General features: G+C 41.4%; 12 protein-coding genes. 1 reads left to right on the forward strand and 11 read right to left on the reverse strand.

Translation table 11 applies throughout. From position 1 onward, the window contains the following. Positions 1-36: 36 nt before the first annotated feature. The 11 genes from glpK to V1500_RS13025 all read right to left on the reverse strand — a co-directional run bounded on the left by glpK (position 37) and on the right by V1500_RS13025 (position 11,732). Positions 37-1,527 (reverse strand): glycerol kinase GlpK, encoded by a 1,491-nt coding sequence (glpK, locus tag V1500_RS12975; protein WP_409299781.1) that lies wholly within the window; start codon positions 1,525-1,527, stop codon positions 37-39. 197 nt (positions 1,528-1,724) lie between these two features. After that, entirely contained in the window at positions 1,725-2,549 is an 825-nt protein-coding gene (locus tag V1500_RS12980) for an MIP/aquaporin family protein (protein ID WP_409299783.1), read from the reverse strand. Between the two features lie 345 nt (positions 2,550-2,894). Next, complete coding sequence (locus V1500_RS12985; protein ID WP_409299785.1) at positions 2,895-3,461, reverse strand: glycerol-3-phosphate responsive antiterminator; 567 nt, start codon at positions 3,459-3,461, stop codon at positions 2,895-2,897. 12 nt (positions 3,462-3,473) lie between these two features. Next, a complete protein-coding gene (locus V1500_RS12990) occupies positions 3,474-3,731 on the reverse strand; it encodes an HPr family phosphocarrier protein (protein WP_409299787.1) in 258 nt (85 codons plus the stop codon). A gap of 21 nt (positions 3,732-3,752) precedes the next feature. Then, positions 3,753-4,148 carry a dihydroxyacetone kinase phosphoryl donor subunit DhaM gene (gene dhaM / locus V1500_RS12995; RefSeq protein ID WP_409299789.1) on the reverse strand — a complete coding sequence of 132 codons (396 nt, stop codon included), beginning with the start codon at positions 4,146-4,148 and terminating at the stop codon, positions 3,753-3,755. Continuing rightward, positions 4,145-4,774, reverse strand: a complete 630-nt coding sequence (gene dhaL, locus V1500_RS13000; protein ID WP_409299791.1) for a dihydroxyacetone kinase subunit DhaL — start codon at positions 4,772-4,774, stop codon at positions 4,145-4,147. Before dhaL ends, dhaM begins: the two co-directional genes overlap by 4 nt. A 20-nt stretch (positions 4,775-4,794) precedes the next feature. Beyond that, positions 4,795-5,790 carry a dihydroxyacetone kinase subunit DhaK gene (dhaK, locus tag V1500_RS13005; protein ID WP_409299793.1) on the reverse strand — a complete coding sequence of 332 codons (996 nt, stop codon included), beginning with the start codon at positions 5,788-5,790 and terminating at the stop codon, positions 4,795-4,797. Positions 5,791-5,903: 113 nt separating this feature from the next. Beyond that, positions 5,904-7,937, reverse strand: coding sequence for a sigma 54-interacting transcriptional regulator (locus tag V1500_RS13010; RefSeq protein WP_409299795.1), 2,034 nt, complete (start codon positions 7,935-7,937; stop codon positions 5,904-5,906). 275 nt (positions 7,938-8,212) lie between these two features. Then, positions 8,213-9,244, reverse strand: coding sequence for a type 2 isopentenyl-diphosphate Delta-isomerase (gene fni, locus V1500_RS13015; protein ID WP_409299796.1), 1,032 nt, complete (start codon positions 9,242-9,244; stop codon positions 8,213-8,215). 552 nt (positions 9,245-9,796) lie between these two features. Then, entirely contained in the window at positions 9,797-10,645 is an 849-nt protein-coding gene (locus V1500_RS13020) for a M55 family metallopeptidase (protein ID WP_409299798.1), read from the reverse strand. A gap of 25 nt (positions 10,646-10,670) precedes the next feature. Beyond that, positions 10,671-11,732: a M42 family metallopeptidase gene (locus V1500_RS13025; RefSeq protein WP_409299800.1), complete on the reverse strand. Its 1,062-nt coding sequence runs from the start codon at positions 11,730-11,732 to the stop codon at positions 10,671-10,673. A 498-nt stretch (positions 11,733-12,230) separates the two neighbouring features. Between V1500_RS13025 and V1500_RS13030 the strand changes: the two genes are divergently transcribed. Beyond that, positions 12,231-12,392 (forward strand): hypothetical protein, encoded by a 162-nt coding sequence (locus V1500_RS13030; protein ID WP_409299801.1) that lies wholly within the window; start codon positions 12,231-12,233, stop codon positions 12,390-12,392. Positions 12,393-12,714 lie beyond the last annotated feature (322 nt).

The following is a 12,714-nucleotide window of genomic DNA, read 5'->3' on the forward strand; positions in this document are numbered from 1 at the left end:
AAGGTCGTAAACGAACCTGTATTGGGCCGATCCTTATTATTTGAATGCCATTGTGGCATGAACTGCTTTTTTCCAGCCATCGTACAGCTGTTCACTTACTTCTTTCTCTACTTCTGGACTAAAGGTTTTATCTACTGCCCACTGCTTGGCAATCTCTTCCTGGTCTTTCCAGTAACCAACTGCCAAGCCTGCAAGATATGCAGCTCCCAAGGCGGTTGTTTCATTGACTGTAGGACGCTGAACAGGTACCTGTAGCAAATCGCTTTGGAATTCCATCAAGAAATCATTCTTGACAGCCCCTCCATCGACACGCAATGTCTGAAGCTGGATTCCTGAATCTGCTTCCATTGCATCAAGTACATCTCTTGTTTGGTAAGCAAGTGATTCAAGTGTAGCACGTACGAAGTGTTCTTTAGAAGTTCCACGTGTTAACCCGAATACAGCACCACGTACGTCACTATCCCAATATGGGGTTCCTAATCCAACAAAAGCAGGAACAACATATACCCCATCAGTGCTCTCTACTTTTTTGGCATACTCTTCACTATCGCTAGCATTCTTAAACATTCTTAATCCATCGCGAAGCCATTGAATAGCGGACCCTGCAACAAAAATACTTCCTTCAAGCGCATATTCTACTTTTCCATTTAGTCCCCATGCAAGGGTTGTCAGTAGTCCGCGTTCTGAACGAACCGCTTTTTCTCCTGTATTCATTAACATGAAACAGCCGGTTCCATAAGTATTTTTAGCCATACCTTCTGTAAAGCATGCCTGTCCAAATAGTGCAGCCTGCTGGTCGCCTGCAGCTCCTGCAATCGGAATCTCATGGCCAAAGAAATGATAATCAACTGTGTGGGCATAAACTTCTGATGAAGGTTTTACTTCTGGAAGCATAGATTTTGGTACAGTGAGAATTTCAAGAAGCTCGTCATCCCATTTCAAATCATATATATTGAACATCAGGGTACGGGATGCGTTGGAATAATCGGTTACATGAGCTCGGCCGCCTGAAAGTTTCCAGATAAGCCATGTATCGATTGTTCCGAATAAAAGCTTGCCATCTTCCGCCTTTTGGCGTGCGCCTTCCACATTATCGAGGATCCACTTGACCTTTGTACCGGAGAAGTAAGCATCAATCAATAATCCAGTTTTTTCTCTGACTAAATCATTATGGCCTTTTTGCTTCAAATCATCACAAATTTCGCTGGTCTGCCTTGATTGCCATACAATGGCATTATATACCGGCACGCCGGTCTCTTTATCCCAAACAACGGTAGTTTCGCGCTGATTGGTAATACCGATACCAGAAATTTGTTCTGGTTTAACACCTGACTCAGAAAGAACGCCGGCTATTACGGCAAGGATGGAGCCCCAAATTTCATTGGCATTGTGTTCCACCCAGCCTGGCTTAGGGAAAATCTGTGTGAACTCCTTTTGGGAAGTGTGAACTATTTCTCCTTTTTGATTGAATAAGATAGCCCGAGAGCTTGTTGTTCCTTGATCCAGAGATAAAATAAACTTTTCCATTGATATCCTCCCGTGTAATCGTTATGAAATAACGCAAGGCTGATATTCTTATAGATTGAGAAAATACCGGGCGTAAGTGAGATTCATTAAAATGCAGGATGTATGTACAGCATTAACTGGTTCCTACAAAAGAAAACAGAACGCCCGGTATTCTATCCTATAGGATCATTAGCTTTGCGGTGGAACCTATCACCATCTTAGCTGGCAATTTTTTTGCTGTCTAATTCATTGGCTTGTTTTTTGCCAAATGCGTAGGCCAAGCCTAATAAAACGATGCTTGCTACCAATACGATCCAGAATGCAGACGTAGCTTCACCCTGGAATGCCGCTTTGTAAAATACAGCTCCAAGTGCTCCGCCGAGAATCGGCCCTACAACTGGTATCCACGCATAGCCCCAGTTTGAATTTCCTTTTCCTGGTATCGGAAGCAGAAAGTGTGCGATACGGGGTCCAAGGTCACGAGCAGGATTGATTGCATAACCAGTGGTCCCCCCAAAGGACATCCCAATCGCTACAATCAATAGGCCGACTGCAAAAGGATTAAGGCCTTCCGAAAAATCGTTTGCGCCGATAAATAATAATCCGAGAATAAGTACGAAAGTTCCAATCATTTCACTAAGCAAGTTAGAAAATGTATGTGGGATTGCCGGGCCTGTTGCAAATACTCCTAGTTTTGTTCCAGGATCGTCAGTTGCCTTCCAATGCGGCAAGTAATGCAAGAATACTAGGGCAGAACCTAATATGGCACCTATCATTTGGGCTATAATATAACCCGGTACATCGGCCCAATCAAAACTGCCATTGATTGCAAGTGCTATTGTTACAGCTGGATTTAAATGCGCCCCGCTTATTGACCCGACTGCAAAAACTCCCATTGTAACGGCAAGTCCCCATGCAATGGTAATAACAATCCAGCCGGGACCGTTGGAATATGTCCCTTTTAAGGAAGCACCTGCCCCGATTCCGGCACCAAACATGATCAAAATCATAGTGCCAATTACTTCTCCCCAAAATGGAGTCATACAAATTTCCCCTTCCTAATTAAAGTTAAAAGGTTTTTTGCAACGGAATAATCTTTTCGCAAAATATGGCATTATCCAAGACTTAATACCTATAATAATTCCATATTTTGTAAGTAGATATAGAAAAAGAGATTCACAGCAGAACTAACTCTCCTAAATGATCCATCATTAAAGAGCTGTCCGTTGTGAATCTCCTAATCTCCGTCACAATGATTAACTTACTTAAAGTATAATCGGTACTGAAAGCGCTGTCAATGCATAATATTTATTTGTTTTCAGTGCCTGACGAAGAAAAATGAATTAATATGACTACCTGTTCTGTATTAGGAGATTCACATTGTTCAGTTATTTTTTAGTGCTCAGGTAATGCTTCCAAAGGTCTATGCTGGAAGATGTAGCTGCGGCCGCCCCTGCCTCCAGTACATTGTCAACTTCCTGGACTTTCCTTATAAAGCCTCCGGCAAGTATTGGCACTGAAATTTTTTTTGCTACTTCAGTTATTATTTCCAGCATTGTACCTGGCAATAGTTCGATATAATCCGGTTCGGTTTTCTGGATCAAAGAATAGCTCTTTTCCAGAGCCTGAGAATCAAGCAGGAAAATCCGCTGAATGGCGAGCACTCCCTTGGCTTTGGCTTTTGTAATTACAGCCGCCCTAGTGGAAATGATTCCATACGGTTTAAATTCCTGGCATAGAAATTCTGTAGCATACTCGTCATTTTTCAATCCATTAATTAAATCGGCATGTATAAATAATTTTTTTCTATGGTTCTGTGCCATTTGAAATACATTTCTTAATTGAGAAACATGTATTTCCAGGATTACACCATACTGATAAGGCATCTCCAAAAATTTTTCGAATGCTTTCATATTCCGGATGGCCGGTAATACGGTTTGTCCATTCAAATCCATAAATTCCACCCTTTAATTTCCTTCTGTCAAAAAGCCTGCGATCCAGTCCATTGCTTCCTGCTCATCTGAGCCGCTGGTTTTTATTCTAACCATTTCACCTTGCTTGATTGACGCTGACATCAAGCTTAACACACTCTTTGCATTATACTGTTTGTTTCCAGCATATAGCTCTACTGCTGAGGAAAATTGCTTTAATCCTTTCACCAAATCTGCTGCAGGCCTTGCATGCAAGCCATTTTCTATGGAAATTGCTAATTCTTTCTCCAACATGATACAACCCCCTGATGCCGATTACTTTTGAATCTTCTGCAAGTTTCTTGCCCCTTCTGCTGATGCGAGCACTTCTTCTAACGTGCTTTCGCAGCCTGCCTCAACAATTGCGGCATATGACCCCTCAAGGAGCGGAGCATCCGCAATTTTTACATTTTCATTATTGTCGATCATTTCGATGGCCATTTCAGCATTCATTAAAGCGCTTCCTAAATCGAACAGGATGACGGTCCCTTTTGGGGAGCGGACTGATTCTATAGCAGCCTTAATTTTGAAAACTTCAGTGCCGATTTCTTCGTCTTCCATCCCCCCTGCTACTGCCAATGGCACCTGTGGCTGTATTTGTTTTAGAAGCTTTTCAAGACCGTTTACAATTTCCTTACTGTGTGATATTAAAACTATGCTGACATAATTCATGATTTCTTGACTCCTTTGAAGGCTACAGCCAATTCATTAAATAAAATTACAGAAGAAGCTGAACCAGGGTCAATATGTCCAATCGAGCGTTTGCCAAGGTAAGCTGCACGTCCTTTTTTCGCTTCAAGTTCCTTTGTTTCTTCCAGCTTTTCTTCAAGAAATTCCATAAATTCATCCCAGTTTACTTGTTCCTGGTTTTTCTGCAAATAATGAAGGGCTGGTTCCCAAATATCCAGCATTGTCTTGTCCCCTATGTTAGCTTTGCCTCTCGCAATAAGTCCTTCCAACGAAGCAGCAATTCCATCTGCCAATTCTCTAACCGATATTTCTGCTTTGCCAGTCATGGTGCTGGCCATTTTTAAAAATGCAGTCCCATATAAAGGCCCTGATGCACCGCCAACTTTAGATAACAGAGTCATCCCTGTTTCTTTAAACAATGAGTGTAAGTCATCATAGCTTTTTTGCTGAACTTTATTTATGACCTCCTTGAACCCGCGTGCCATATTTAAACCATGGTCCCCGTCCCCTATAGCCTGATCTAATTCAGTCAAATAGGATTTTTGCTCCTGCAGCTTTCTGTTAACCGATGCAAGCCATATCTTCGCTTCATTTATACCAAAACCCATGATGTGTTCCTCCCAGAATATTACTTTTTGAATCCTAGAGTGACTGCCTCGGCATCTAATAGAGTTGTCAATTGTTCATCCATGTTCAAGATAGATACAGAACAACCCGCCATTTCCAGAGAAGTCATATATTCTCCGACAAATGTTTCATGTACTTTTATATTTCTGGTCGACAGGATTTCAGATACTTTCTTGTTAAGAATGTACAGCTCCATTAAAGGGGTTCCGCCCAGCCCATTAATCATTACTGCAACCGTGCTGTTGTCAGGAAGATTTAAGTCATCAAGAACTTTTTCGACCAGTTCGGAAGCCACTTCTTCCGCAGTACGGATTTCGCTTCGTTCTATTCCCGGTTCTCCATGGATTCCCATTCCTATTTCCATTTCTTTTTCCCCAATTGAGAAGCCAGGCTTGCCTGCTGCTGGAATAGTACATGGAGTCAATGCCATTCCCATGGACCTGACATTTAGGATCACTTTGTTTGCCACAGCTTCCACTTCTTCAAGAGAAGCTCCGGTTTCAGCTAGAGCGCCTGCAATTTTATGAACCAAAACCGTTCCTGCGATTCCTCTTCTTCCGGTCGTGTATGTAGAATCTTCCACTGCGACATCATCATTTACGACAACCTTTGCTACCTTGATGCCTTCTGCTTCAGCCATTTCTGCTGCCATTTCAAAATTCATTACATCCCCTGTATAATTCTTGATTATTAATAAAACGCCCTTTCCACCATCAACAGCCTTTATGGCCTCAAAGATCTGATCAGGTGTAGGAGATGTAAAGACTTCTCCTGATACAGCGCCATCAAGCATTCCTTTGCCCACATATCCAGCATGGGATGGTTCGTGTCCGCTTCCGCCGCCGCTTACCAGCCCTACCTTGCCTGATACCGGAGCATCAGCTCTTACAAGTACAGTTGTTTCCGGCACCAGTTTATATTGGTTGGGATGAGCAGCTATGATTCCTTGAAGCATGTCTTGGACTACTTGTTCAGGATTGTTAATTAGTTTTTTCATAAAAATCCCCCTTAATTATATTCACTCTACAAAGATGCAAGTTTCATACCAAAATGAAAACGCCTACATAAAGGCGTTTTCATAGTTTTCTAAATTTTTCTTGGGAAAAAGTATCAGAGATGCTGATACTTTTTCCCAAGAAGATGTTCAATCCCATATTTTCTTAGCTTTTGGGCCGCAGTTTTATGAGTAATTCCCAACGCCTGTGCCAATTGATTATAGCTGGGGTAGTATGGCGCAGCATGACTGAAAACTTGCCTTTCGTATTGATTTAAGGTGAGTATTTCATCTTTTTTAATTAATTCAAAGGATCCTTCCCCATCCTGGGAGGAAATTATGTACTGAGGCAGGTCATTTGTCCTAAGGATGGAATCTTCAGATAAAGTCATGCTCCTCTCCATTACATTTTGCAGCTGTCGTATGTTCCCGGGCCATTCATAACCTCCCATTACTTCAAGGAAACCCGGGTGGTATCCTTTGATATTTTTTCCCAATCGCTCATTATACATTTCCCTGAAATGGTCAGCTAAGAGGGGGATATCATCTTTCCTGCTGCGTAATGGCGGCAAATGGACAGGAATTACATTCAAGCGATAATATAAATCCTCACGGAAGTGGCCTTTTTTAACCAGGTTCTGCAAATTTTGATTTGTAGCCGCAATTACCCTGACATCGAGAAATATGATCTGATTTCCTCCAACTCTTTCAATCTCCTTTTCTTGGAGAACACGTAAAAGTTTGACCTGGGCATCAAAATTCAAATCCCCTATTTCATCAAGGAAAATAGTTCCCCCCTGAGCTAATTCGAACTTGCCTTTCCTTGCTTTATATGCCCCGGTGAAAGCTCCTTTTTCGTGTCCAAACAATTCGCTTTCAATTAAACTTGGAGGCAATGCTGCACAATTTACACGTATAAAAGGAGCCAGCTTTCTGTTACTTGATTCATGGACGGCACGGGCAACCAATTCCTTCCCGGTTCCGCTTTCTCCCGTGATCAATACAGTAGAATCCGTCTTAGATACTTTGTTCGCAATGGATAAGGACTCCAGCAGGGTTTCACTGTTTCCAACAATGGCCTGGAAAGCATCATCCAGACCTACATGCTTTGAAAGTTCTTTTTCGAGATATAAGGTTCTTTCTGTCATTACATCGAGTCTATCGAGAAGGCTCTTTAACTCGAGATACGGACTTAATGAAACGACGGTCCCCTTGAAGCAATTATGGAGGACAATAGGCATCATCTTCATCGCATAAACATTTTTGTTTATTGTATTCATAGCTTTTATGAGAGGCAGCCGTGTTCGTTTAATCTTCTTCCACTCCTGCCTGCCGATCAGGCCGAAAATTGTGCCCTTTATTCCAAGTGATGCGAGGAGTTCTTCCATTTGTTCGTTCATGTAAGTAAAAGATCCGCTTTCATCCGTCAGTCCTATTAAATCTGAGACAGATTCCAGGACGAGGTTAAGCCGTTCTTGCAGTTCTTTTTCCTTCTGCAACTCAAGGCTGATTTTTTCTATGTCAGATATATCCTGAAAAATCGCAACGGCACCAACAACTTTATTTTCAAAGAATAACGGTGCCCGATTAACCAATAATGTGCGGGTATGGATCTGCTGTTTTTCAGCAAATACAGTGTTACCTGAATCCATTACCTGAAGCAGCCTAGACCCTGGGATTACGTCGTCGGCTCTATAGTTAACAAGAGCCTCCAGCGGCTTTTCGAGCAGCTGAGTTGCGGCTTCGTTCACATATGTGATGATATTGTCTCTATTCACTACAACCATGCCATTTGGCATTTTCGCAATGCCCTCATAAAGAATATCAGAATTCTCAATAAGTAAACGGTCGGTTTCAGCTTCGATTGCATTTTCTTTCTCTTTTTCGGCAAAAAAAGCCTTAATTTCAACAAGAATTGAAGGCTCGACTCCTTTTTTGAAAATCAAGTCAAATGCCTCCCCCTTGCCCACTCTGAGTGATACCAGGGAAAGAAAATTTGTAACCTGTACTTGCTTATTCTTATATTGAATATATATGGATTTCAATGTTTCGGAATCCTGTATAAGATGCTGTAATTTTGAAATAAATGAAGCGATCATTCTCACATGCAGGCCATTATTTTTATTTACAATCAACGTTATTTTTTGCATTTGCGATTCACCTCTCATAAAGGATACTAGGAAACTGAAGTCCTTTCAGCCTGATTGTGCAGGATATGTAAAAATGGTCAGTTCTTTATAATTGGCTGAGTTAAACTTGGTTATTGATTTCCGCTTCATTCCCTTTGCTTTACGCGGGCGGTAAGTGAAGCCTCCTCATTGCTAAAAGCGCCAGCGAGTTCTCCGCTTTCCCGTTTATCCCGCAGGAGTCTTCACACCTTCCGCTTCAAAGAACCTGATTATCAAAATCAACATAACCCTTAACATTACTTTTTGATTAAGAATGGTGTACCTCTGAGTTCTTTTATATTGCCAGCTCCTATACCGAACATAGCCATTTTCAGCTGAAGTTCAATAACCTCAAAGGCAGAACGAAGATCATCTGCAGATTGGACGGCCTCACGTAAAATGGAACGGCCAAATCCCGCAAGATTTGCGCCCAACCCTAATGCCTTTGCTGCTTCCAACCCATTTGAAATCCCTCCGCTGGCAATGATTATATTCTTTTCTGAGAATAGACGGGCACCGACAATGCAGTCCGCAGTGGGAATTCCCCAACCAGAAAAGATTTCAGCTGCCGCTCTTGTAATTGGATCATTCGAACGGTACATTTCCACCTGGCTCCAAGAAGTGCCGCCTGCTCCTGCTACATCAATAAAAGAGACGCCCATTTTGATAAGCACGCTTGCCAAATCCGAATGAATGCCCCATCCTACCTCTTTCACCCCAATCGGTATATCCAGGCTGCTGCATAAAACATCGATTTTATGTAAGAGGCCTTTAAAATTGGTATTCCCACCAGTCTGAATGATTTCTTGAATACTATTCAGATGCAGCACGAGGGCATCTGCTTCTGTAAGATCTATAATTCTCCTGCATTCCTCTACTCCATAGCCATAATTTAGCTGAACAGCTCCAAGATTGGCAATTATGGGAATGGATGGAGCGAGCTTTCTTACTTGAAAGGTTTTGGCAGTCTCAGTATTTTCCAATGCTGCTCTCGTAGATCCCAAAGCTAGAGCCCAGCCTTTTTCTTCGGCAATTTCGGCCAGATTACTGTTGATGCTCAACGAACGTTCAGTTCCTCCAGTCATGGAGCTAATAATAAATGGGACTTTTAGCTGTTTCCCCAGGAATGATGTGGTAAGGTTTAATTCCCTAAAATCGAGTTCAGGCAGCGCTTGGTGAACGAAGCAATAGTCTTCTAATCCTGTGGTGATTCCGTGCCCTGTAACATCCTCCTCCAGACTGATTCGTATGTGTTCTTCTTTCCGTAAGCTAATGGGCTTTTCATTCATGAGTAAGCATTCCTTCCATTAAACCTAGTGCATTAACAGGTTGTATATGTAAAAAAAGTTCGTTGGTTAGATTCAAAAGTAAAATTAACAGCTATTTGAGTTCATCATATGATTTAGGACGCTCAGTGGCGTATCCATCCCAAGATAATGGCAAATTCAACTAATTGCTCCATTAAGATAAGATTGAGTTTTTTTCTTGACATCTGCAAAGGGTCACAGTTATATACCAGGTACCCGGCTCCAATACGATCATTAAAACGATATATGATTATATAGATATACCCAGCCAGTCATACTTATCAATAACCATGGTGTCCCCGTTCAACCAGTTCTTGATTGATATGGTTATTTTTTAACAGCCTGGATATTTTAAACATGTTAATCTTCGCGGCAATGATATGAAAGACAAACGGTTCTTTATTTCTATTTATCGAAAAAAAATTCTCCGTTATCTATAATAACGGAGAATGTTTTAAAAAGCTCATACTTCTGTGTATTTTCTTAAGCATTTGTTGCCACGAATGAATCAAACTACTTTTTGAGAAGCGTTAGTTAGGCGTTAACCTGTCCCAGGACACCATTGGTAGCTGTCATTGCAATAATCACACAGCCCCACATATGTTTATAGGCGGTAACAATATCACCGCAAGTAAATCGAATGGTTTTAGGTCCAATTAACTCAACGGTTGGCAGAGTGGTTGTCATTTTAGCCTGTTGTGGCCCTTTCATTTCAATTTCAATAGTAACTGGACCATCCAGTTTGACTGGTTTTATATTTTTAGCCCTTTGCACTGCAATTTCTGCTTTTTCTTTAATAATTTTACGTGCTGCAATCGGGTGAATAAGTTCAGCTGCAAACCGATCAACGGCACGCTTTACAACTGCTGCTTCAATTTCAGGAAATGATTCCTGTACCTCTTTGACATAAGCATCATCTCCGCTGGTAAAAATGGCTGGAACGCCAAAGGAGCCCGCTACATATGTATTCATTTCAGTTTCTCCAACTACTTTGCCATTAATCCTCATCTCATTGACACATATGCCGGCGAGGGTGTGGCTTATAACGGTTACATCGGATCCTCCCTCACGGCCATGGTGGCCGACGAACATAATTCCGTCAAAGCTTTCATCCAACCCTTCAAGCTGGCACATGACCCGATTGCTTCCCGTTACTAGTCTTGCCCGTGGATCCAGTTCTTCTATTATGATATTGGACATATTCCCATGTCCGTCCGCGACTACTATTTCAGTGGCTCCACCATTAAAAGCACCATCAATCGCTGCATTTATGTCTGCTGTCATCAGTTTGCGAAATCGTTGATATTCACTATTAGTGCTAAGCTGCTGGTTTGTTGCAACACCGGAAATACCTTCCATATCGGCTGAAATAAATATTTTCATCTATTTTATCCTCCAGGTCAATCTATTAAAATTCAAAATTCTGATTCTCGGAAAGTGAATGGATAAATGCTTTTACAAGATTTTTTGTGGCTTCCAAATCTGAAATGGCCACTACTTCCAACGGCGAATGTGCATATCTAGAAGGAATGGAAAGTACTCCTGTTGGTATGCCTTTGTTTGCATAATTTACGGCTCCTCCGTCTGTGCCTATACCTGGAAATACTTCCAGCTGGTAAGGAATATCTTGCTGCTTAGCTATGCTGACCAATCTTTCCTTCATTGTTTTATGTACGATTAAACTGAAATCCATAACTTTTATACCGGTTCCTTTCCCAAGGACCAGGCTATTGTCCATTACGTCTTCCATTGTATCGCTTACTGCTGTTGTATCAATGGCCAATGCTGCATCAGCTGTCAAATGTTCCGCTGCGGTTTTGGCTCCTCTAAGCCCGACTTCTTCCTGCACTGCGAATAAAAAAATCAATTCGCCTGCAAATGACTCAGTTTGGAGTTCATCAAGCATGTTAATGAGTACAGCACAGCCTGCCCGGTCATCCAATGCTTTTGACCTCACCCGCTCCTGACCCTTTGGGCCAAATACTTGAAAGTCTGTTCCCCAAGTTACCGGTGTTCCTACTTCAACACCCATTTCCAAAGCTTCCTCTCTTGTTGAAGCCCCGATATCTATGTATAGCTGATTATGCTTCCTGACTCTGTTTGGATCATCAAACTTTGTATAATGGGCTGAAATTGTCCCTAATACTCCGGGAATATGACCTTCTGTGCCAAGAACTGTTACAGGCTGTGCCAACAGTACCCTGTCATCGTGGCCTCCCAGTTTCTCAAAACGTAAAAGTCCGTTAGATTCGATTTTCTTAACCATAAAGCCAATTTCATCCATATGAGCTGTCAGGATAACAGATGGGCCTGGCTTGTCCCCTTTTTTTCGGGCAATGACATTGCCAATTGGATCTATGGCAACTTCGTCTGCTTTTTCTGTGAGATAGTCCCTTATAAAATAACTCACCGAATGTTCGTAACCGCATGGACCCGGCAGCTGAGTCAGCTTCTCTAATATTTCTAACATTTTCTTCCTCCTGATTCGGATAGATTCCGACGATTATTATGACCAATGTCGTATTTCAGATCTCTAAATACCCGTAGTTTAATTTCTCCTTGTTTAACCAGTCATCTATGGTTATCTGCTATTCTCGCTACAGCAAATGACCCGAGCTTTCACCTGCCCTTTACATATGAGTTGCACTGGAGTCAGCATTCTTTTTCGTTTGTCATACCTGTTGAAGATCCAAAACTAAAATAATGAAAGAGAGGGGATATCGTAAAGAACATATAGTGATTATATAAAACGAATTTTCTGAAATCAACTATTGCTGATTGATATCTTTCTTTACACGTTTTCTTGAAAACAAGCTTGATACGCGGAAAACTGTTAACAGAAATATAGTTGGGATGAACCCTTTTCAAACAGGTAAGAATAATGATTAAAATAGCAGATCTGCTTGCGTAAGTAATAGTTACTGGCACGGAGAAATGCCTCCATACTACTCTGAAATGAGGAATGCATGTGAAGAGAGAAAAAGATCCACAGTTTCAAGTTGGCGAGGATGTAGATAAAATGCAGAAAGGAATGTATGGCCTTAATCCCGAAACCAGCCTTTATTCTGTGAACTATGCCACTACAGAAAATCCATATCTAAACGAACATTATAGTGAAGAATCTGATTGAAATTGATAAACCTTAATCGCTGCTGCATGAATTTCAAATACTTTGCTCTTGTGTAAGAGTGTGAATTACAAGTTTATGTTCCGAACATAGTATTACAAATTGATAAAAAATAACAGAAAGCTGGGTTCCTGGTTTACATTCAATTGGCTGGTGCTATAATAATTACCGTAGACTGAAAAAATTAAAAGTGGTTCGGGGATATTCCCACTTTCCGCTTCCAACATCTATTTGGGACATATTTATTGGAAGAGGTTGACCTTGAAACTTAAAGCTGTGGGGCAGGCCACCAGTGTTTTTACTTTTATAAACAATCAAACGAGTT

This window comes from Peribacillus sedimenti (genome assembly GCF_046237635.1).
Taxonomy (GTDB): domain Bacteria; phylum Bacillota; class Bacilli; order Bacillales; family DSM-1321; genus Peribacillus; species Peribacillus sedimenti.

Excerpts from the sequence above, each read along its gene's own strand:
- glpK (WP_409299781.1), bottom strand. The coding sequence starts at position 1,527 with ATGGAAAAGTTTATTTTATCTCTGGATCAAGGAACAACAAGCTCTCGG.
- V1500_RS12980 (WP_409299783.1), bottom strand. The coding sequence starts at position 2,549 with ATGACTCCATTTTGGGGAGAAGTAATTGGCACTATGATTTTGATCATG.
- V1500_RS12985 (WP_409299785.1), bottom strand. The coding sequence starts at position 3,461 with ATGGATTTGAATGGACAAACCGTATTACCGGCCATCCGGAATATGAAA.
- V1500_RS12990 (WP_409299787.1), bottom strand. The coding sequence starts at position 3,731 with ATGTTGGAGAAAGAATTAGCAATTTCCATAGAAAATGGCTTGCATGCA.
- dhaM (WP_409299789.1), bottom strand. The coding sequence starts at position 4,148 with ATGAATTATGTCAGCATAGTTTTAATATCACACAGTAAGGAAATTGTA.
- dhaL (WP_409299791.1), bottom strand. The coding sequence starts at position 4,774 with ATGGGTTTTGGTATAAATGAAGCGAAGATATGGCTTGCATCGGTTAAC.
- dhaK (WP_409299793.1), bottom strand. The coding sequence starts at position 5,790 with ATGAAAAAACTAATTAACAATCCTGAACAAGTAGTCCAAGACATGCTT.
- V1500_RS13010 (WP_409299795.1), bottom strand. The coding sequence starts at position 7,937 with ATGCAAAAAATAACGTTGATTGTAAATAAAAATAATGGCCTGCATGTG.
- fni (WP_409299796.1), bottom strand. The coding sequence starts at position 9,244 with ATGAATGAAAAGCCCATTAGCTTACGGAAAGAAGAACACATACGAATC.
- V1500_RS13020 (WP_409299798.1), bottom strand. The coding sequence starts at position 10,645 with ATGAAAATATTTATTTCAGCCGATATGGAAGGTATTTCCGGTGTTGCA.
- V1500_RS13025 (WP_409299800.1), bottom strand. The coding sequence starts at position 11,732 with ATGTTAGAAATATTAGAGAAGCTGACTCAGCTGCCGGGTCCATGCGGT.